19 protein-coding genes are annotated in these 21,949 nt (G+C 47.9%); 13 read left to right on the top strand and 6 right to left on the bottom strand.

From position 1 onward, the window contains the following. Positions 1-159 precede the first annotated feature (159 nt). Positions 160-2,688, bottom strand: coding sequence for an ATP-dependent Clp protease ATP-binding subunit (locus tag ACYVGO_RS16115; RefSeq protein WP_142772251.1), 2,529 nt, complete (start codon positions 2,686-2,688; stop codon positions 160-162). Between the two features lie 64 nt (positions 2,689-2,752). Beyond that, positions 2,753-3,319: a WbqC family protein gene (locus tag ACYVGO_RS16110; protein ID WP_460970424.1), complete on the bottom strand. Its 567-nt coding sequence runs from the start codon at positions 3,317-3,319 to the stop codon at positions 2,753-2,755. A 209-nt stretch (positions 3,320-3,528) separates the two neighbouring features. Here ACYVGO_RS16110 and ACYVGO_RS16105 point away from each other — a divergent pair, with 209 nt between their 5' ends. Together ACYVGO_RS16105 and ACYVGO_RS16100 are read left to right on the top strand one after the other, a co-directional pair. Continuing rightward, positions 3,529-4,401, top strand: coding sequence for a lysophospholipid acyltransferase family protein (locus ACYVGO_RS16105; RefSeq protein ID WP_460970155.1), 873 nt, complete (start codon positions 3,529-3,531; stop codon positions 4,399-4,401). A 135-nt stretch (positions 4,402-4,536) separates the two neighbouring features. Further along, complete coding sequence (locus ACYVGO_RS16100) at positions 4,537-5,409, top strand: lysophospholipid acyltransferase family protein (protein WP_460970154.1); 873 nt, start codon at positions 4,537-4,539, stop codon at positions 5,407-5,409. 144 nt (positions 5,410-5,553) lie between these two features. On the opposite strand, the gene ACYVGO_RS16095 is transcribed toward ACYVGO_RS16100, so the two are convergent. After that, positions 5,554-5,925 (bottom strand): hypothetical protein, encoded by a 372-nt coding sequence (locus ACYVGO_RS16095; protein ID WP_460970153.1) that lies wholly within the window; start codon positions 5,923-5,925, stop codon positions 5,554-5,556. A 282-nt stretch (positions 5,926-6,207) separates the two neighbouring features. On the opposite strand from ACYVGO_RS16095, the gene ispG reads away from it, so the two are divergent. From ispG to ACYVGO_RS16060, 7 genes are all read left to right on the top strand, one after another. Further along, complete coding sequence (ispG, locus tag ACYVGO_RS16090; protein ID WP_460970152.1) at positions 6,208-8,223, top strand: (E)-4-hydroxy-3-methylbut-2-enyl-diphosphate synthase; 2,016 nt, start codon at positions 6,208-6,210, stop codon at positions 8,221-8,223. 111 nt (positions 8,224-8,334) lie between these two features. Next, entirely contained in the window at positions 8,335-8,523 is a 189-nt protein-coding gene (locus ACYVGO_RS16085) for a DUF6728 family protein (RefSeq protein ID WP_142772246.1), read from the top strand. Next, a complete protein-coding gene (locus ACYVGO_RS16080; protein ID WP_142772245.1) occupies positions 8,520-8,870 on the top strand; it encodes an MmcQ/YjbR family DNA-binding protein in 351 nt (116 codons plus the stop codon). Before ACYVGO_RS16085 ends, ACYVGO_RS16080 begins: the two co-directional genes overlap by 4 nt. Before the next feature lie 66 nt (positions 8,871-8,936). After that, positions 8,937-9,491, top strand: a complete 555-nt coding sequence (locus ACYVGO_RS16075; RefSeq protein WP_142772244.1) for a tetratricopeptide repeat protein — start codon at positions 8,937-8,939, stop codon at positions 9,489-9,491. Positions 9,492-9,891: 400 nt separating this feature from the next. Further along, positions 9,892-13,068, top strand: a complete 3,177-nt coding sequence (locus ACYVGO_RS16070; protein ID WP_460970151.1) for a SusC/RagA family TonB-linked outer membrane protein — start codon at positions 9,892-9,894, stop codon at positions 13,066-13,068. Positions 13,069-13,210: 142 nt separating this feature from the next. Beyond that, positions 13,211-14,734: a SusD/RagB family nutrient-binding outer membrane lipoprotein gene (locus ACYVGO_RS16065; RefSeq protein WP_460970150.1), complete on the top strand. Its 1,524-nt coding sequence runs from the start codon at positions 13,211-13,213 to the stop codon at positions 14,732-14,734. Positions 14,735-14,752: 18 nt separating this feature from the next. After that, positions 14,753-15,514 (top strand): DUF4397 domain-containing protein, encoded by a 762-nt coding sequence (locus ACYVGO_RS16060; protein WP_460970149.1) that lies wholly within the window; start codon positions 14,753-14,755, stop codon positions 15,512-15,514. 67 nt (positions 15,515-15,581) lie between these two features. Here ACYVGO_RS16060 and ACYVGO_RS16055 read toward each other — a convergent pair whose 3' ends face one another. Continuing rightward, positions 15,582-16,766 (bottom strand): thioredoxin family protein, encoded by a 1,185-nt coding sequence (locus ACYVGO_RS16055; protein ID WP_460970148.1) that lies wholly within the window; start codon positions 16,764-16,766, stop codon positions 15,582-15,584. Positions 16,767-16,832: 66 nt separating this feature from the next. Beyond that, positions 16,833-17,183 carry a gliding motility protein GldC gene (gene gldC, locus ACYVGO_RS16050; protein WP_111349042.1) on the bottom strand — a complete coding sequence of 117 codons (351 nt, stop codon included), beginning with the start codon at positions 17,181-17,183 and terminating at the stop codon, positions 16,833-16,835. A 167-nt stretch (positions 17,184-17,350) separates the two neighbouring features. Here gldC and ACYVGO_RS16045 point away from each other — a divergent pair, with 167 nt between their 5' ends. Together ACYVGO_RS16045 and ACYVGO_RS16040 are read left to right on the top strand one after the other, a co-directional pair. After that, a complete protein-coding gene (locus ACYVGO_RS16045; RefSeq protein WP_142772240.1) occupies positions 17,351-17,698 on the top strand; it encodes an ArsC family reductase in 348 nt (115 codons plus the stop codon). Between the two features lie 96 nt (positions 17,699-17,794). Next, on the top strand, positions 17,795-18,196 hold the full coding sequence (locus ACYVGO_RS16040) for a group III truncated hemoglobin (RefSeq protein ID WP_460970147.1): 402 nt from the start codon (positions 17,795-17,797) through the stop codon (positions 18,194-18,196). Positions 18,197-18,222: 26 nt separating this feature from the next. Here ACYVGO_RS16040 and ACYVGO_RS16035 read toward each other — a convergent pair whose 3' ends face one another. Next, positions 18,223-18,996 (bottom strand): DUF4197 domain-containing protein, encoded by a 774-nt coding sequence (locus ACYVGO_RS16035; protein WP_142772238.1) that lies wholly within the window; start codon positions 18,994-18,996, stop codon positions 18,223-18,225. A 141-nt stretch (positions 18,997-19,137) separates the two neighbouring features. Between ACYVGO_RS16035 and ACYVGO_RS16030 the strand changes: the two genes are divergently transcribed. Together ACYVGO_RS16030 and ACYVGO_RS16025 are read left to right on the top strand one after the other, a co-directional pair. Beyond that, positions 19,138-20,391, top strand: a complete 1,254-nt coding sequence (locus ACYVGO_RS16030) for a competence/damage-inducible protein A (RefSeq protein WP_460970146.1) — start codon at positions 19,138-19,140, stop codon at positions 20,389-20,391. 77 nt (positions 20,392-20,468) lie between these two features. Beyond that, positions 20,469-21,935: a dihydrolipoamide acetyltransferase family protein gene (locus ACYVGO_RS16025; RefSeq protein ID WP_460970145.1), complete on the top strand. Its 1,467-nt coding sequence runs from the start codon at positions 20,469-20,471 to the stop codon at positions 21,933-21,935. Positions 21,936-21,949 lie beyond the last annotated feature (14 nt).

Genomic DNA, 21,949 nt, shown 5'->3' with positions numbered 1-21,949 from the left:
TAATTTTACTAACCATTTACGATAAAGCGGAAAAGGAAAATCTAGACCCAAAGGAACTTGACGAACTCCTTGCTGAACTTGATTGATTTTATATTGATTCACAAAAAGGGGCCTGACGTTCGAACGTCAGGCCCCTTTTTTATATAAATCACTTTTCGATTACTCAACCACTGCTTCGGGCTTCTTTACCGTAATGGTCAGCGTTTCGCCTTCACCACTGTAGTCGGCCAAAATGACGTCGCCGTCTTTCAGTTCACCTTTTAGGATTTCTTCAGCAACGGGGTCTTCAAGGTAACGCTGGATAGCGCGGCTCAACGGACGGGCACCGTACTGTGGATCATACCCTTTTTCGGCCAGGAAGTCTTTCGCCTTCTCTGTCAGTTCAACAGTATAACCCAGGTTGGTAACACGGCCCAGCAGTTTACCCAGCATCAGATCAATGATTTTGTGGATGTCTTCGCGCAAGAGCGAGTTAAACACAATCACATCGTCCAAACGGTTCAGGAACTCAGGCGAGAACGCTTTACGCAGTGCACTTTGAATCGTGCTCTTCATCAAATCATCCTGTGTTTCCGCGCTCTTCTTGGTTGCGAAACCGATACCCGCACCAAAATCTTTCAGGTCACGAACCCCGATGTTGGAGGTCATGATGATGATCGTGTTCCGGAAATCAACCCGGCGACCCAGACCGTCGGTCAGGATACCATCGTCAAGCACCTGCAACAGGATGTTGAACACATCCGGGTGGGCTTTTTCGATTTCATCCAACAGCACAACACTGTAAGGCTTCCGACGAATTTTTTCGGTCAACTGACCACCTTCTTCATAACCCACGTAACCTGGAGGTGCACCAACCAAACGGCTAACGCTGAATTTCTCCATGTATTCCGACATATCGATACGAACCAGCGCATCGTCTTTGTCGAACAGGTAGGTAGCCAGCACTTTGGCAAGTTCCGTTTTACCTACACCCGTTGGGCCAAGGAAAATGAACGAACCAATAGGCTTCTTAGGATCTTTCAAACCAACACGCGTCCGCTGAATAGCTTTCACCAGTTTGTCAATGGCCGACTGCTGACCAATTACACGGCCTTTCAGTTCATCGCCCATGTTGACAAGTTTCTTGCCTTCATCGTTCGATACGCTCGTCACTGGAATACCGGTCATCATGGCTACTACTTCAGCCACGTTTTCTTCAGTAACCTTGTAGCGACGTTTCTTGGTGTCTTCCTCCCAAAGTTGTTTTGCGCGCTCAAGCTGGTCGATCAGGCGTTTTTCCTTATCGCGAAGCTGAGCAGCTTCTTCGTATTTCTGGCTCTTAACAACCTGATTTTTCTCCTTCTTGATGTTCTCGATCTGCTCTTCCAGACGCAGAATATCTTCGGGAACGGTAATGTTCGAGATGTGTACACGAGCACCCACTTCGTCCATTACGTCAATGGCTTTATCAGGAAGGAATCGATCCGAGATATACCGTTCTGACAACTTTACCGCAGCCTCGATGGCTTCTTTCGTGTAGTCAACATGGTGGTGATCTTCGTATTTATCCTTGATGTTATTCAGAATTTCGATGGTTTCGTCAATCGATGTGGCATCCACCATTACCATCTGGAAACGACGAGCCAGGGCTCCATCCTTCTCGATATACTGACGATATTCATCAAGTGTGGTAGCACCGATACATTGAATGTCGCCCCGCGCCAATGCCGGTTTGAACATGTTCGACGCATCGAGTGAACCCGACGCACCACCTGCTCCAACTATCGTGTGCAACTCATCAATGAACAGAATAACTTCCGGCGATTTTTCAAGCTCGTTCATCACTGCCTTCATCCGCTCTTCAAACTGTCCGCGGTACTTTGTACCTGCCACGAGCGATGCAAGGTCAAGTGTAACAACACGCTTACCGAATAGCACCCGCGAAACTTTCTTCTGCACAATGCGCAGAGCCAGTCCTTCGGCGATGGCCGTTTTACCAACCCCTGGCTCACCAATCAGGATTGGATTGTTTTTCTTCCGGCGGCTCAGAATCTGAGCTACCCGTTCAATTTCTTTTTCGCGACCAACAATGGGATCGAGTTTGCCAACTTCGGCAAGTTTGGTCAGATCTCGGCCAAAGTTATCCAGTACAGGTGTCCGTGATTTCTCGGTACCTTTTGGATCTTTGCCTGAACCGGAACTGCTTCCGCCAAACATGCCACGGTCGTTGTCGTCATCGTCGGTTTCGGGACCCATCACCGGGCGGGTTCCCGAAGATTGATATTCGAGCATCTCCTTAATGACTTCGTAGTTAATATTGAATTTATTGAGAATCTGGGTGGCGACATTGTCTTCATCACGCAGAATCGACAGTAACAGGTGTTCCGTTCCAATGAGCGGGCTTTTGAAAATCTTAGCTTCCAAATAGGTGATTTTCAGCGTCTTTTCCGACTGACGGGTCAGAGGAATATTCGCTAGATTTTTCACGTTGTTGGTGGCTGTTCCTTTCGTGGCCTGTTCAATTGTGACCCGGAGTTCGTCGAGTGAGATACCGAGTTTCTTCAGTAAGCCCACCGCTACACCCTCACCCTCACGAATCATACCCAGCAAGAGGTGTTCTGTGCCGATATAATCGTGGCCTAAGCGTAAGGCTTCTTCCCGACTCAGCGTGATGACTTCCTTTACGCGGTTTGAGAATTTTGCTTCCATTCGTTTTAGGGTCTCCTTAGGTAAGCTACTATACTGTGCCTAACGAAGAGTTTTAAGGATTTGTTCACTCCCGTAGGCCAGCCCTTAACACGTCCGCAGCGGACGGTCCCTGACAGAACAACAGGTCTATAATACTTAGGTTTGGTACAAATTCAACGCCAAAATTTTGCGGGTATTCTACCGGCTGGTGGAATATATACGTTTCCGGTCTATTTCCCGGATTCAACCTCGATCGAGCGTCAAATAGACCGACCGGTGTTGTTTTATCATACCATTCTGTCAGGTTTATTGGTATCCGTAGCTGCATCAATTTCAGACAAATTGTCAGCAGTTCCAGATTCAAGTCAAATAAAAAAGTCCATTTTTTTTGATAAACCGGCTCAAAATAGGGCGCATAGTATTCAAAAAATGGGGATTTCCCATAACCCGCCTTCAGGCATCGCCAGTGGTGCATCTGCCAGGCCTGGTCGTTCGCTATCCGAAGATCACGAATGGGCTGATGGTGCGTTCCCTGCTGTACGGGCACTGTTAGCGTATCAATTTTGTTAGCTGTCCGAACATAGCACCTGTTTCGATAGCTTTGTTTCTGGTAATGCTCGTGAGCTTCGATTTGTACTCCTCCAAACCGCATTAGCCCCGACACATAATCTAAACAGGGCAAATAGTGTAATTCAACTACTAAACCGGTCAAACGAGACCTTAACCAATGCGTTTCCAATGATAACTTAAGTATCCGTTCACAAATAAAGCAAAAATTCAATACCACCAACGAGTTTTAGTATTTTTTTAATTTTTGGCAAAAGCAGTACTTTCGGCTTCTGCCCGCTCTACGTTATCCAGATGAAACTTTTTCGGCTATTATCGCGTCTGCCACTCGGTATACTATATGGCATTTCTGATGTACTGGCTTTTTTACTTCTCCATATAGTTCGTTACCGGCGTACAGTTGTTCTGGAAAATTTACGGTTCTCATTTCCGGAAAAATCCCCCTCCGAAATCCGCCAGATTATGAAGGGTTTTTACCAGGATTTAGCGGATTTATTTGTTGAAATCATCAAGTTACCCGCTCTTTCACCCGATGAATTACAAAAACGTGTTCGGGTCACTAATCCAGAGTTAGTTCAGGAAAAGATACGGGCAGGTCAGACGGCTATAGGCATGACTTCGCATCAGGGAAACTGGGAGTGGATTCCAGGGGCTTTTGTGCAGAAGGGGATCCCAGTCGACAGCATTTATAAACCGCTAACCAATTCATTTTTCGAGAAGGTGATGTATCAGATCCGATCTAGTTTCGGAGCTGTTCCAACCCCAATGCATACTTTACCTCGGCAGATGGCCGCCCGAAAGCATATTCCCCGCTTGATTGGCCTTATGTCGGATCAGGTACCTGATGTGCCTGAACAGGCCTACTGGACTGATTTTCTGCATCGGGATACCCCATTTTATCCCGGTGCAGAACGGCTGGCCCGCAGCCGGAACCTGCCGGTATTTTATATGGAGCCAGTTCGTGTAAGTCGGGGGTATTACGAAGTTTCCGTAAAGCTTCTTGCTGAGCCCCCTTACACAGATTTACCACCTGGTACTATTTTAGAACGCTATCGGGATCAAATAGAAACCACCATCCGAAATCACCCGTCCGACTGGCTCTGGTCCCATAAACGCTGGAAACACTGGCGCGGAAAATATGCCAAAGTAGGCGCCAAACTGACGTAGGGTTAACCAGTAGACTCCAGAGACCAGAAGAATCAATTTAAGGCTTTTACCATATAATTTTCGGTAACTAAATTAGTATTTTTTATATTTAGGGCAGCCAATAGGTTTATCTCGCTATTCGGGCTGCTCACCTAGATGATTTTTTTTCGACTCTTATCCCATTTGCCATTCCCTGTTCTCTATGGTATTTCGGATGTCTTATACTTCTTCATTCGTTACGTATTTCGATACCGGGAACAAGTTATTCTGGAAAATTTAAAGCGCTCATTCCCTGACAAGTCTCCCGAAGATATTCGCTTGATTGCGAACGACTTCTACCGTAATTTGACTGATATTCTCGTCGAAACCATCAAACTAGCCAGTATCTCCCCCTGCGAGTTAAAGAAGCGGTTTGTGTATACAAATCCGGAAGTAATAAAGGATTTTTTGACGGCTGGTCAAACTGTTATCTGTACCGGCTCGCATCAATGTAACTGGGAATGGGTTCCATCGGCCGCGGTCGTTATTGGTATACCGGTCGACAGTGTGTATAAGCCGTTGACTAGCCCAAACATGGAGAAAATTATGCAGGAGGTGCGGGCCAGCCATGGCGCGGTTCCAACTCCCATGAACCTTCTGCCCCGTCAGATGGTCGTGCGCAAAGATATCCCACGTGTAATTGCGCTGGTGGCAGACCAGGTTCCCGATGTACCCGAGCAGGGGTACTGGATGGATTTCCTACACCGCGATACCCCATTTTACCCCGGCACCGAACGTTTGGCCCGGAGCCGGAACCTGCCCGTATTCTTTCTGGAGTTAATCCGAGTGCGCCGGGGTTATTACGAAGGCACCTTTTCGCTCATTGCCGAACCACCGTACAAGTGCTTATCGGAAGGAGCCATTCTGGAGAGCTACAGGAATAAATTGGAAAAAAGTATCTGTAAACACCCGTCCGACTGGCTCTGGTCCCATAAACGCTGGAAACACTGGCGCGGAAAGTATGCCAAAGTAGGTGCCAAACTAACATAGAGCTATGTCATACTTCTATGAAAATGCCTGAAAATTAGTAGTTTAGCCAACTAAAAACCTCTAAATCCCCTGAAGAGGACTTTACTCTTGCTTAGATAAAGTCCTCTTCAGGGGATTTAGAGGTTTTTAGATATTATTAAAGAATTACAACGAATCCCGACGGGCTTTTTCGGCTCTGGTCGAATCCCGTTTATCTTTCAGTTTTCTAGCCTCGGTTGAAATGGCATCAGAAGCATTGTCTAATCCCCTGTTCACCGCTCGCCCTGTTCGCTGAGCGGTAGTATCAATTGCCTCACCGGCAACTTTTGCTTTGCTCTTGATCCCCTGCCCCACTTCCCTGGTCGTTTCACCGGCAGCCCGGCTTGTATTTTTAAGGTCATCTTTCAGGCGAGCTTTCCGCTCGGCCTTTTCCTGCTTCCGCATTTCTTTCTTACTCATGGCTGTACTGTCCTGTGCGTAGGCACCAAGAGTCAGCATCATAGCGAGTGCAAATACACTCAATAGCTTGGTTTTCATAACGTTCTTGAGTTAGCAATAGGTTGTGTCTTCTTTTAGGCGTACCCGTCCCGGTTAATTAACCGTGAGGATGGCACACTGTTAATTCAACCGCTTACCTGTGTTTTTGTTTGCTGAATTCGATTTAACGAACTCACTACCAGTCCTGATTTGTGTTTCGATACTACCTCCCATAAGCGAACATTTACCTTAACCCTAACGTTAGCCAAGTACACATAACCCAAACCGGAAAGCCGCTTTTTCCGTACCTTTGTGTTGTCAAACGGCTCTGCCGCTATCTGTATGCTCGATTCGCTGCTTACTCCTTCTTCATCAGCCACATTGGCTGGTTCACCCGTTCTCTACACAACTTCGCTTACGCAGTACATCCGTCGGCAAACCATAACGGTCAATATTGGTGATGTGCCAATGGGCTCTGATTACCCAATCCGGGTGCAGTCGATGACAACGATCGACACGATGGATACGCTTGGTTCCGTAGCGCAAAGTATCCGGATGATTGAGGCTGGTTGTGAGTACATTCGGATTACGGCTCCGAGCGTGAAGGAAGCCCAGAACCTGGAGAATATCCGTAAGGAATTACGGGCCCGGGGTTATACCACACCCTTGGTGGCCGATATCCACTTTACGCCCAACGCGGCCGAGCTGGCGGCCCGGATCGTGGAGAAAGTCCGCATCAATCCAGGTAATTACGCCGATCGTAAACGCTTTGAATTTATTGACTATACCGATGCCGCCTATGCCGCCGAGCTGGATCGGATTCGGGCGAAATTTCTGCCACTGGTACGTATCTGTAAAGAATATGGTACGGCTATGCGCATCGGTACTAACCATGGTTCCCTCTCCGACCGGATTCTGAGTCGCTATGGCGATACGCCGGTTGGCATGGTAGAATCGGCACTGGAGTTTTTACGGATTTGCGAGGACGAGAATTATTACAATATTGTCCTGTCGATGAAGTCGAGCAACCCGCAGGTGATGGTGCAAGCCTACCGGTTGCTGGTGCAACGGCTGGACGAAGAAGGACTGAAACCCTACCCCTTGCACCTCGGCGTAACCGAAGCGGGCGAGGCCGAAGACGGGCGTATCAAGTCGGCGTTGGGGATTGGTACGCTGCTGGAAGATGGTATTGGTGACACGGTTCGCGTATCGCTGACGGAAGAGCCGGAGCGGGAAGCGCCTGTTGCTCAGGCGTTAATTGATCGTTATACCCATCGGACGTCTGAAAGCAAAGCTATTCCTGCCATTGAAAATTACCCCATTAATCCGTTTCAGTATACCCGCCGAACAACCCACGACGTGGTCAACTTCGGTGGACAGAATGTACCACGCGTTATTGCTGATTTCAGTCAGACACTCGTTACAGAACATAAAGATCTCCATCCGATTGGGCACTTTTATCTGCCCGAGCCTGACAAGTGGCGGATGAATGATTTGGGTGCCGATTACATCTATACAGGTTCGCAACCGGCGCAATTTATGTTGCCTAATGGTCTGAAACAGATTCTGGATTTTGCTGCCTGGCAAACCGTTTCTGACCAGGTTAATACGTTTCCGTTGCTGACTGCTGATGCGTATTTACAGAGTCATGTAAACAAAGGTTCATTACAGGTACGCCTGAACTTTGTTCAGGTATCACTGCCCGAGTTGTCTGATGAATTGTTTGACGTACTGCGCACCGACCGTACCGTTGTGCTACTCATTAAAACCGATAATGCACACGCCATGCCGGAGTTGCGGAGACTGTTTGTTGAGCTGATTAACCAGGGACTAACAACCCCTGTTGTTGTACAACGAGCTTATGCAGAAATACCTTCGGAAGACATTCCGCTCTATGCCTCAACGGATGTGGGCGGTTTGCTGATTGATGGGTTGGGTGATGGGATTATGCTTTCAGCAACCGGGCAGTCCGAACCCAATACATTAAAAACGTTAAATAGTCTGTCCTTTGGCATTTTACAGGCAGCTCGAACCCGCATTACGAAAACCGAGTATATATCCTGTCCATCCTGTGGACGGACTTTGTTCGATTTACAGGAAACGACGGCACACATCCGCCAACGAACCGATCATCTGAAAGGGGTTAAAATCGGCATTATGGGATGTATTGTAAACGGGCCGGGCGAGATGGCCGATGCGGATTACGGCTATGTAGGAATCGGGCGGGATAAAATTGCTCTCTACCGGGGTCAGCAGGTGATCAAAAAATCGGTTCCTGCCGATCGTGCCGTTGATGAGTTGATCGAACTAATTCGCGAAGACGACCGCTGGATTGAACCAAGTTTAGTCAATGAATAATGTAAAATGAATAATGGTCGCCAAGAAAAATGTTCTGGCAATCATGTTTGTTATGTAGGTGAGTAGTATCATTATTCTTTATCCATTTTACATTATCCATTAATTCTCCTCGTGAACAGATTCATCGATTACCTCAAAATTGGGCCTGTCTTTTCGTATTTCCTGCGGGTATTCCGCAAACCTGACCCAAATCAGCCGACGAGTGTAAACCTCCGCATGATGCATGGCATCAATCGGATCTCCATTGTTATGTTTTTGTTTGCCGTTATTGTCTATACCGTCCGCCACTGCGTCCGATGAATACCGAAACGATACGCGATTACTGTATTGCCAAACCGGGTGTTACGGAATCATTTCCCTTCGGTGGCGATGCCCTGGTGTTTAAGGTGGGCGGCAAGATGTTTGCCCTGCTGGCTACAGAGAGTCAGCCCACCACAATTAACTTAAAATGTGATCCTGAACGGGCTGTTCAACTTCGGGAAGAACATAGTGCTGTAACACCCGGTTACCACATGAACAAGACCCATTGGAACACCATTACGATTGATGGCCGCGTGCGAACGGCAGACGTGCAGGAATGGATTGACCATTCGTATGAACTGGTCAAAAAAAGTTTGCCGAAGGCTTTACAAATAGGCCTGATCTGAGCGTATTGCTTGTTCAAACTACCTAAAAGGCTTAAATTCGCAAGGGGAGAAAACCCAGACTGAGATATGGAAGTTGTAGGATTAGGGCTACTTTTCGGCATTTACCTAACCATCCGGTATTTCATGGTCGACCATGATACCGTGTCGGATAAAGACCGAAAACGGTTTAAAAAAGGGATTGAACTGGTTCAAAATCGAAATAGTACAGAAGCTTATTCTTATTTCGACGATGCTGTTCGGCAGTATCCCAAGTCGGCTATTGCTTACGCCTATAGGGGTAAATGCCAGCTTGCCCAGGAGAATTACTATTCCGCCATCTACGACTTGACTGAAGCCATCAGCCGTGACAATACCCTGGCTGAGTGCTATCTGGATCGGGGTATTGCGCTTTATTATACCAACGAGTTTCAGCAGGCATTCCGTGAGTTTGATAAGGCCGTCTGGTTTTATCGAGATGAACAGCCTGATGCGTACCGCTGGCGGGCCTTAGCTCGCATTCAGCTTCGCCAACTTCCCCAGGCCGAAAATGACCTCCGCCGGGCCGTCTTACTTGGCGACGAAAATTCGTTTCATATTCTCCTTCTGCCGCCATTTACCCGGCCAGTGTACCAAAGGCCTTAAGCAAGTAGCATCAGTCCTTTCTGCTTTAACTTCTAGTAATCCTACTGGCGTTTTCATTGCTGATTATCAATGATAATAGAACCAGAAGGATCCACTAGAATTTAACGAATGTAGTTTGCTTATGCACCAGAAAATGCATTCGATCGCTCATACTATAGTTCCTTCTATCGATAGTGTAACATTCTATAGCCAATCAATATCTCTGTGAGTTCGGCCTCTATCTACCTAGAATTTCACAAAACTCATTATCAGCCAACTAAGTAATAGCCCATTTTAGCCCCCTTTGCTTTTTTTCTTTTTATAGAAATTCACATATCCTAGTTAGCCTATATTTTTGTTTCTTTGCCCGTTTAATGCCCTTTTAATTCATTTCATCACTCATTCTAAAACGTATCTGCTTATGCAATTACTTGTACGCAGTAGCTTCCTGCTGTTGCTCGGTTTGCTAATGCTAACTAAGGTGTATGCCCAGGATCGGGTTATAACCGGGAAGGTTACCTTAGCCAAAGACGGCAGTGCCCTACCCGGCGCAAACGTGCAGTTAAAAGGCACCACTCGTGGTACCACCACCGACGGCGCCGGAAATTATAAACTCTCTGTTGGCCCTAATGCAAGCCTGGTAATCAGCCTGATTGGTATGGTTGCTCAAACCATTGAGGTCGGTTCAAAAAGCCAGGTTGATGTTACATTAGTCGAGTCAGAATCTGAACTGAACGAGGTGGTTGTCACAGCGCTTGGTATTCGTCAGGAGAAACGAGCGTTAGGCTACTCGGTAGGTGAAGTAAAAGGCTCCGACATTTCCAACGCGCAGCGTGATAACTTCCTGGTTGGCATGCAGGGACGCGTGGCAGGGCTAACCATGACCACCACCTCGGGAACACCAGGATCATCGGCCATGATTCAGTTACGCGGTGCCAGTTCGATTGGTGGCAATAACCAGCCCCTATTTGTTGTCGATGGGTTGCCCATTGATAACCGTACGTTCAATCAGGGTGCGCTGGTGTCTAATCGCCCTAACCGCGACAATGATTACCTGAACCGGGCTGCCGACATTAACCCGAACGACATTGAAAGTATTACGGTACTGAAAGGCCCCGAAGCTGCGGCTCTGTATGGGATTGATGCCTCATCGGGAGCTATTGTTATCACGACTAAGAAAGGCAGCAAAGGAGCTGCTCGTGTGAGCTATGACAATCGCTTTCAGAGTACAGAAGTCTATCGCTTTCCAGAAGTACAAACGGTCTATGGGCGTGGTGCCCTGGGTTACGCCAATCCAAGTGCGGCTACGATTCCCGCCTATTTCGGGCCTAAGTACGCAGCAGACGCCCCTCTCTACGACAATATTCACAGCTTTTTCCAGAAAGGATTTACCCAGGTGCATAACCTCGGTTTTGAAGGCGGCAGTGATATAGCCACGTATCGCTTATCAACCAACTACACCAACCAAACCGGTGTTGTCCCCACTACGGGCTATAAACGATTGTCGGTACGGTTAACGGGTACGGCTCGTATTAGCCCAAAACTAGACGTGATGACTTCGTTTAACTACGTGAATTCGCAGGTGACGAAAGCCATCCGGGGAAATTATGGGTTTGTGATTAGTTTACTTGCCTGGCCTGCCAACGACGACATCACGAACTACCTCAATCCGGATGGTACGCGCCGGATCTTGGGCGGTAGCATTAACCAGGGCGAAACGGACAACCCGTTCTTCTCAGTTAATAAGAACAAAAGTGGTGACGTTACCAACCGGACTATCACCAACTTTCAGTTGAACTACAACCCGACACCCTGGCTGAACCTGACCGGACGTTTCGGCGCTGATTTGTACTCAACCCAGAGTAATCTGTTCCTGAGTCCTGAATCGTGGCAGGGAACGGATGTTACACTTGGTGGTTTTTCTACGAAGGGCTCGGTTGAAAATGCACTGGAAAACAGCCAGTTGCTGAATGGTAACCTGTTGGCTACGGTCAAGAAAAATTTTGGCAAGCTGAATACGTCTTTACTGCTTGGTACCACCATCGACGACCGCAATTATAAGGTGACGACGGCATACGGGGAGAAACTGTATCTGCCCGATTTCAATTCGACCAACAACACGGACCCAACGACCCAGCGCAACAAATACACCCAGACGCAACAACGCCTGCAAAGTGTGCTGGGAAGCTTGACGTTGAACTACGACGAGTTACTGATTCTGACCCTGACCGGCCGGAATGACTGGTCGAGTACGCTCCCCGCTGCCAACCGGAGTTTCTTCTACCCGGCGGCTTCATTAGCCTTTAACTTCTCCGATCTGCCAGCGCTTAAAGCCCGGGGGAACACCTTCTATTATGGTAAGTTCCGGGCCAGCTATGGCCAAACAGGCCGGGATGCACCACCGTATAAAGTGGCCGCAACTCTGGTTCCACAGACCTCGACCGGCGGGGGGTTTGCCTATGATTTCTACGGCAGTAACCCTAACCTGAAACCAGAGCGTGGCGAAAGCTATGAAATTGGAACGGAGTTGATGTTTTTCGGAGGGCGGTTAGGGCTTGACTTCGCGTATTACAACAAGACCTTATCGCAGCAAATTGTCACCCAGCGCCTTAGCTATGGAACGGGCTTCATTTTCGGTCTGCTCAACGGTGGCACCTTTAATAACCGGGGTGTCGAACTTCAGCTAAAGGGATCGCCGGTGAAGAAGGCCGATTTTGGGTGGGATGTGATTCTGAACTTCTCGAAGCTAAAAACTGACGTAAAGAATTTACCGGCCGACGTACCGGAATATTACAACTCAGATACCTGGCTTTATGGTAACGCTCGTTCCAGTGCGTTTGTGAGTAATCTACAAGACTACTTCCCTAGTACCAACGTAGCCTATCGGAGCTATAATTTCAATTATTACCAGCGCGGAAGTGGGTCAGCTACGGCCATTGGTGGCTATAGCTATGCCCGAAATAAAAACGGCGATATTCTGGTAAATCCAACCAATGGATTACCTATCACGAACGCCAACTTCCTGCCCATTGGTGATCGTAACCCAGACTTTACGATTGGTTTAACAAACTCGTTCCGGTACAAATCGCTGAGTCTATCGTTCCTGCTCGACATCCGTAAAGGGGGCGACGTATTCAATGGAACGGCTATGTACCTCTGGCGTTCCGGGTTGAGCAAGAAAACCCTTGATCGTGATACACCGGTAGTTTTCAAAGGTATTTTACGCGATGGAAAAGAAGATTCCAACACGCCAACACCGAACACGATTCAGGTGATTCCGTCGCTACGCTCGACGGATTATTACAGTTCGATTCCCGAATCGGAGTTTGTTGAGAAAGACATTAACTGGTTACGTTTACGCGATGTCACGATCAGTTATGTACTTCCCTCAGCCTTACTAAGCCGATCGAAGGTGTTCAAGCAAGCCAGTGTTTTTGTGAACGGAACCGACCTCTTTCTGCTAACAAACTACACCGGTGCTGACCCGAACGTAAACGGTACAACCGCTACCTCGGGTGGCGTTGGTGCAGGTGGCATCGACTTTGGTACGCTGTCGGTACCCCGCGGATTATCAGCTGGTCTACGCGTAGGATTTTAATTTATATATGATGCATGATAGATGACATATACTGTATGATATGATATAATTGACAACGCAGCAGGCCAGCGAAATCAATATATATCTTACATCCTACAACATATATCTTACTCATACATCCTACATCTCATATCATACATCAATGAAACAACTTACTATACTCGCCCTTCTGTTCTGCCTGATGACGCTGAGCAGCTGCGAGAAATACCTTGATATAAACCGAGACCCATCGAATCCGCAGATCGCGGAAGGGTACGTGTTATTGCCGCCAATGATTGCCCAGATGGCATTTGGGGAGCAGTTCGACTCCCGCTTTATTGGCAAATACATCCAGAACTGGGGTGAAGCCACAGCCAACAGCACCTGGGATCGGATGGGTTACGATGCTGGTTCCGATAATGCCGGGCTAATCTGGCGGGTACACTACTGGAACCTGGGCCAAAACGTCCAGCTTGTCCTCGACGATGCTACAGCCAAACAGAAATGGGATTACAGTGGGGTTGCCAAAGCTATGTTTGCCTGGAGCTGGCAGACCACAACTGACTACCATGGCGAAATCATCCTGAAAGAAGCGTTCGAGCCAAACCGTTATGTGTTCGATTATGATACTCAGGAAGAAGTGTATGCCTATGTTCAGAAGCTGGCAAACGATGCCCTCACCGACCTGAACCGGACGGATGGGAATGTGTCGCAGGCATCGCTGGCACGAGGTGATCTGGTGTATGCGGGTGACCGCAGCAAATGGATTAAGTTTGTGTATGGTGTACTGGCTCGTAACGCCAACCACATCAACAACAAAGCTACTTACAAGCCGGACGTCGTTATTGATTATTGCAATAAGTCGCTGGCTAGTAATGCAGACAACTTCAATGTGCCGTTCACGGCGGGAGGAAACTCAGCGCTGGCTAACTTCTTCGGTCCTACCCGTAGCAACCTGGGTACCTATCGGCAAACCGATTTCCTGGTGAGTTTACTGGATGGCCGGGTCTTTAACGGTGTAGCTGATCCACGACTGCCAATTCTGGCAACTGCTTCTCCAGACGGCGTCTATCGGGGTGTTCTGCCCACACAGGGCGATCCCAACAACGTAAATGGCAATACCAAGCGCATTCCGACCTTATGGGGTGAATTGCCGAACCTGGTTGTAGCCGGTACAACGCCGGGCAAATACGTGTACAAAGACGGAGTTCCACTTCCAATTCTGACGTATTCGGAAATTCAGTTCATCAAAGCTGAAGCGGCCTTTATCAAAGGCGATAAAGCAATGGCGCTAGGTGCCTATCAGGCAGGCATCGGGGCCGCCCTCGACTACGCGGGTGTAGCCGCAGCCGACAAAGCGAAGTTTCTGGCCAGTGCTGCGGTAGCGCAATCGGCCAGTGAGCTAAAAATCAGTGATATCATGATGCAGAAATACCTTTCGCTGGTAGGTCATGGCATTATTGAAAGCTGGGTAGACATGCGCCGATATCATTACGATCCATCCGTTTATGTTGGCTTCACCCCACCAAGCGGTACGCAGCTTTTCCCGGACAACAATGGCAAACTAGCTTATCGGGTACGTCCTCGCTACAACTCAGAGTATGTATGGAACCGGGCCTCGCTGGATAAATACGGCGGCAATGCACTCGATTATCATACGGTTGAACCCTGGTTTTCTCAGAAATAATTTTTTTGTCATTCAGCAATGAAACATATCATTAACTACGTTCTGCTTTTCGGCACCGGGCTGCTCCTACTGGCCTGTGGTGATAAGGCCAACTTCCTCGACTCAGTAACGCCTGCCACAGGCGCACGGGTAAAGTTCTATCATCTGGCCGCAGACCTGGCTGGTATTGACATTTACGTCAACGACCAAAAGTTTTCGGGTGTCAATACCGTTCCACCAGCAGTGGCGGCTCCATTAAGCTACACGAATACATTTCCAAACCAGGATTATGCCACGCTCACACCGGGCACAGCCAAGGTTAAGGTGGTTATTCCTGCCAGCACGACAGCCACATCAGATGCAACTGTAGCGACAACCGATCTAACTGCTCAGGCCGATACTTACTACTCGGTATTTTTGTACGGAACCGCTCCTACGTACAGCACGCTGACACTTACCGATAATCTGACTAGTACCGACGCATCGAAGGCGTATATTCGGTTTGTCAACTTTGTAGCTGGGCCAGACGAAACGTCCACCTATGATCTGGTCGTTAATGGTGCGGTTGTCGTAACGGGGGTTGCGCCCCTGAAAGGAGTTGCCACATTTGTACCAATTGCCGCAATTGGTTATAATACAACGGCTATTCCGGTCCAGATCAGACCAACAGGTACCACAACGGTAACGGCTTCGGGTACGATACAACCCTACGCTGGTCGTTTTTATACAGTCGTAGCCAGAGGAGTAGCCGCTGGCACAGGTATTAAAGCGATTGGCTTTGCTATCTCCACAAATCGCTAAACGTTAATTCATAAAAAAGGGCGTTCCTGCTGTAGGAACGCCCTTTTTTATGAATTAACGGAAGTTTTTATTTAAATTTCCCCATCTGTTCCACATTCCGGCGAGTGTCAATGTGGCTTGCCTGGGCCAGTTCCATTGATTTTTGTGCGGCTTTCTGAGCATCTGCCGATTTACCACTCCGTCGATACGCTTCGGCTAACTCATAGTATAAATCAGCCTGTTCTTTTTGGCCAGGTTTAAGGGCCAACCCCTTGTTAACCCATTTCACAACCGCTGGTGCATCAGTGGCATCCGGACTAGCCCGGTTAAAAAGGTGCGTAATATAAATGTATTCGGGTACGATTAACTGATTTGCATTCACCTGATTATCCATGCGCTCAACAGCCTTGGCCGTTTGATGAGCCCGGAAGTACGCATTAACTTCGGGTAATAATGTTCGGTTAGCCGCCACTTTAGGATCAATTCCAATTTTGACCAGGTCCTGCCGAATCTGTAAAATTCGAGAAATCGGAAACTGTGCGCCCCGCCCGCTAAACAACGACGACATAATAATATTTTCGGCCACCATCTGTGCTTCCTTGGCTCCATATGCTTTGCGATACGCATCCATATGGCCAACCATATACTGAAACATCGGATTCTCAGAATCGAGTACGAGTTTTTGCAAGGCCAGCCAATTTGTTTGGTTGGCGTAGGTTGCCGGGGATTGTTGCCGGGCATAATCAGTCATAGCCGCCATATTCGCAACCGTATCTTTTGTTACGCGGCTGTACATGGCATAGTCGATCAGGAAATTTGCAGACCGTTCGCCCTGCTGATAACGCGCCTTCATCGTCTGGCTACGCGCCTTAGTATCCAATGCCGTGTTTCCATGGCGAATGACCTCATCCGTCGAGTTATTACTCATCGCGAAATGGATCAGATTCTGCTGTGGATCAAAGTAAAGAAACAACGGCAAGGAGGGAACAAACAACCGGCGGCTATTCAGGAAGGCCTGCGTTGCAGGTTGGTTGATATCTATTTTGGTACTGATAAACTTACTATTGTAAAACTTACCGACACGAGTATCAGCCAGCGTTGGAATAAAGCTCTGGCAAACATGGCAGGTTGGCGAATAGATTTCCACGAATACGGGTTTACCAGCCCGACGTGCTTCCTGAAACACTTGCTCAACCGGCACTGACTTAAACTCAACTCCCTTTTGCGCAAGGGCACTCGTAGCCACAAAGAGCAGCAGAAGAATTTTTTTCATGAATCGTAAAATCATTGGTAAAGAGGCATCAGCAAATTAACGGCCAATGTCCAGGCTTCGTGCCTACTACTGCTGTTTTTGCTGCTCTTTAATTTCCTCCTCAAGTCGTTTACTGAGTACCCGGCAGGTGTTTTCGATATCGGTGGCCATGCGCTTATCGCCCGTTGCGTTAATGGCGGTATCGGCAATGCCGCTCATCATTTCAATCAGGAAGCGTTTCATGTCAATCACTTCCATCTCCTTTGTCCAGAGGTCAATTTTAAGCGTGCTGTTATGATAGTGATCCCAAAGTGCAATGGCAATGGCTCGGGTATCGCTAAGTCCCTCGTTCGGGTTGTCGGTGGCTTCCCAGTAGATTTTTTCGGGGATATTCTGATTATCTAGCTCAACCGAAAAGTGAATGTCTGATTTTTTCATAGGACAAAAATACGGAACGTGGGTGGGAAATATAGTGTAAGTAGATTAGAATACTGAGGCAATCCAATTACCTCTTTAGACGATTGAGAACACAACATGATCGTAATCAGTTTGCTTGATCGATGAGAAAAAACCGGGTACTTTCGCAGTCAAAGCAGTCTGAACGTATGTACACCTTATATGCTATTCCAAATTGCGATACCGTAAAAAAGGCCCGCACCTGGCTGGCTGAACACGGTATTGCCTATCAATTTTACGATTACAAAAAACAAGGCATCGACCGGAAAACGATTGAACACTGGCTTACCCAGAAACCTTGGGAGGAGCTTGTAAACCGGGCAGGAATGACCTGGAAGCAGCTTCCCGACGAAAAAAAGCCAACCAACGCGGAAGAAGCAATCGCTTTGATGATTGAAAAACCGTCCGTAATTCGTCGTCCCCTGATTGAATCAACGGGGCAGATCGTGGCACTGGGGTTCAAGGCCGACACCTATACTGAAACATTTTCTAACTGACTTGACGTGCCTCGACAGGATGAACAGGATTTACTATATACGAAATCAAATCCTGTAAATCCTGTTCATCCTGTCGAAAACTAAAATCGTATCACTATGTCCAGAAGGCTATTGGATTCCCCGGAAGATGTTAAGTTACTGGTGGATTCGTTTTACGAAAAAGTACAGACTGATTCTCTGATTGGTCCCATTTTTACGGACGTTGCTCAGGTTGACTGGTCAAAGCATTTACCCAAAATGTACGCTTTTTGGGAGTCGATTATTCTGGGTAACAATGCCTATGATGGTCACCCATTCCGACCGCATCTGATCGTCAATCAGCAACACACCCTCACCATTGATCATTTTGAGCGCTGGTTGCAATTGTTTTCCCAAACGGTTACCGAAAACTTTACGGGCGAAATAACCGAACAGGTTCGGCAACGGGCTACGCAGATTGCGCTCGTCTGGAGTAGTAAGCTCGAGTATCTAAATAATGACTCGTATATGGAGGGGTAACGTGGACCAGAGGTCCACGTTACATATTACTGTTTCGAAAAGACCTTCTTCAAAATATCACTTACCCGTGCGGCTGGGTTCTCCCGTATCTTTTGTTCTTCCTGCGCTACAAGTACAAACAGTCCATCAACGGCTTTGCCGGTTGCATATTCAGTCAGGTTTGGATTTACTTTCTTCTGGATGAATGGTATTTTATTGTAAGTATTTACCAGATCAGCATAATACTTAGTGGCATTGTTTTTCTTCAACGTACTATCAATAATAGGCGTAAACTCTGTTACCAACTGCTGGCCCGATGTCCGGCGGAGGTATTGGGTGGCAGCATCATTTTGCCCCCGCAGAATCCCTACCGCATCCTGAATGCTCATGGATGTAATGGCCTTAACAAACACAGGGGCGGCTTTCTTGGCAGCATCTTCGGCAGCCCGGTTCAATGATAACTCAAACTGGTCAACCTGCTTACTGAATCCTATTTGCCGAAGTTTGGTCGCTACGTTTTGTGCCTCGGGCGGAAATGCAATTTTCAGCAATGGGTTTTTAAAATAACCATCCAGAGCCGATGCCTTTGCAGAGCCATTGTTTACACCAACACGCAAGGCTTCTTTCAAACCCGTTGCAATATCGCTACTGGTAAGTCCACCCGCTGTACCTGCCGACGGCTGGGAAACGGCATCCAGAATTTTACCAAATATCCCGCCACCAGTAGATTTCTGTGGACGGCCCGTTGAATCCTGGGCGAAACTGGTTTGACTCATGGTCAGGGCCAGCAATGCGGCTGCGAGAACATTTTTTTTCATCACTAAATTAATGAGGTTGCCATTTTATAACGGTCAATGGCGCTAAATCGTTTTTTCGTACTTTTGACCGCTACCAGAAACGAAGGTTTAATCGAACTCGTTCTAGCTACTTTAAGACTGGATCGTACGATCCACGTAACGCGAATGACCAACACGATCCGTGCCGAAATCATTACCATCGGCGACGAAATTCTATTCGGACAAATCACCGATACCAACACACAGTGGATTGGAACCGAACTAACCAATATCGGCATCCGCCCTTTTCGTAAGTCGTCCGTTGGCGATCAGGCCGATGCCATCCTGCAAATTCTGCACGAAGCCCATCAACGGGCGAATGTCATCATCATTACCGGCGGACTCGGGCCCACGAAAGACGACATTACGAAGAAAACGCTCTGCACCTATTTTGGTGTCGGGATGGTTCGTAACGAAACGGCGCTGGCACTGGTAACGAGCTTTTTCGAGAAGCGGGGCCGTGCCATGACCGATCTCAATCGCGCCCAGGCTGATTTGCCCGCCAATGCAGTATATATCCAGAACGATTGGGGAACGGCACCAGGGATGTGGTTTGAGCACGAAGGTCGGGTGTATATATCGCTGCCGGGTGTTCCGTTTGAGATGAAACACCTCATGTCAAATCGGTTTCTGCCTAAATTGGCCGAACACTTCCAAACGCCGATCATCAAACACAAGATGATTCGGACGGTTGGCATTGGGGAGTCATTTCTGGCTGAGCGTATTGAAGTCTGGGAAGATGCCCTCCCCGATCATATCAAGTTAGCCTATCTACCCAGCTTTGGGGGTGTAAAACTACGACTAACGGCTACGGGTGATGATAATGCTGTACTCGATCGTGAATTAGCGGAGCAGGTGGAAAAGGTAATGCCCCTGATTGAAAAAAGCGTATATGGTTTTGATAACGACGAACTTGAAAACGTAGTTGGCACGCTCCTGAAAGAGAAAAATCTCACCTTAGGGATAGCCGAAAGCTGCACGGGCGGTTATGTGTCGTCACAAATCACCAAAGTTCCGGGCGCATCGGCCTATTTTTGGGGCAGTATTGTTAGTTATAGCAACGCAGTTAAAGTAACCCAGTTGGGTGTTCAACCCGAAACGCTTGACCAATTCGGTGCCGTAAGCGAAGAAACGATTCGGCAAATGGCCGAAGGAGTTCGGAAGGCGCTTGGTACCAATGTAGGCATTGCCACCAGTGGCATTGCCGGACCCGACGGCGGAACACCCGATAAACCAGTCGGTACAATCTGGATTGCCTGCTCAACCGATCAACGCACGGTTACGCGACTGCTTAAACTCGGCCAATACCGCGACCAGAATATTCAACTCACCACAACGTATTTACTCAACATGTTGCGGGAAGAATTGCTTAACCAATGAATAATGAAGAATGTAAAATGAATAATAACTAGCTGCTCATTGTACATTCTTCATTATTCATTCTTCATTAAAAAGAAATGGCTCTCATCGATATGGTTATGCCCAAAATGGGCGAAAGTATAATGGAATGCACGGTTATAACCTGGCTCAAACAGCCTGGCGACCGTATTGAAGCCGATGAATCAGTACTGGAAGTAGCCACTGACAAAGTAGATACGGAAGTACCGGCTCCCTGTAATGGTATTCTGAAAGAGTTACTGGTAAACGATGGCGATGTAGTGACTGTGGGCGCCCCAATAGCCCGTATTGAAGCAGATAAGCCTGTTTCATCCGGCACTGAGCCTGACGTGACAGGAGGGCATTCTAATGCAACGAGTGCTGATAATCCTGACCAAACACCTAAGGGCATTGGTGATGTAGCCAATGTTCCGGCCGAACCAGAAAGCATTGACGTTACCGAGTCAGCCCGTGAACTTGAAGCCACTATTTCAGCAATGAGCAGCCGGGTGGTCACATCAGCTCCAGTGCCGATACCTGCAGGCAGCGAAGGCGTTTTTCACACACGCTTTTATTCTCCTTTAGTCCTGAATATTGCTAAAGAAGAAGGTATCTCGCGCGACGAACTCGACCGTATTCCCGGTTCCGGTGCTGAAAACCGCGTGACGAAAAAAGACATTCTATCGTACGTCATTGACCGCGCTGAAGGCAGAGTGCAGGGAGCAGGGAGCAGGGGACAGGAAGCGGGGAGCAGGGGGCAGGGAGTGATCGACTCGCAGCCGAACTCCGCGCCCCCTGCACCGAGCACCGAGCCCCCTGCTCATCGCTCCGTAAACGGTCAGTCTGATATTATTCAAATGGATCGGATGCGAAAAATGATTGCCCAGCGGATGGTGGAGTCGAAGCAGATTTCACCCCACGTCAGCTCGTTTGTGGAAGCCGATTTAACCCCCGTTGTGGAATGGCGCAACAAAATTAAAGATCGATTTAAGCAACAAACCGGCGAAAATCTGACCTATACCCCGATTCTGGTTGATGCTATTGTGAAAGCCATCAAGGATTTTCCGCTTATTAACATATCAGTTGATGGTGATCGAATTCTGGTAAAAAAAGCAATTAATATCGGAATGGCAGTGGCGCTGCCTAGTGGTAACCTGATTGTTCCGGTCATCCACAACGCCGACCAATATAACCTTGTTGGCTTAACCAAAAAAGTAAACGACCTGACCAAACGTGCCCGCGAAAATAAACTTACTGCCGACGATTTAGCGGGTGGTACGTATACCTTCTCGAACATCGGTACGTTCGGCAACCTTATGGGTACGCCTATAATTGTGCAGCCTCAGGTGGCTATTATGGCATTCGGAGCTATTGTAAAAAAGCCAGCCGTGATTGAAACCCCACAAGGCGACTTTATCGGTATCCGGCAATTGATGTTCCTCTCCCACTCCTACGACCACCGCGTTGTGGATGGTTCGTTGGGTGGCCAATTCGTACGGCGCGTCGCCGATTATTTAGAAAAATTTGATATAAACCAAACTATCTGAGACCGGGATTAAGC

It is taken from the genome of Spirosoma migulaei (assembly GCF_054776855.1).
The sequence above is the reverse complement of the archived record's forward strand: the minus strand, read 5'-3'. Positions and strand labels throughout refer to the sequence as shown.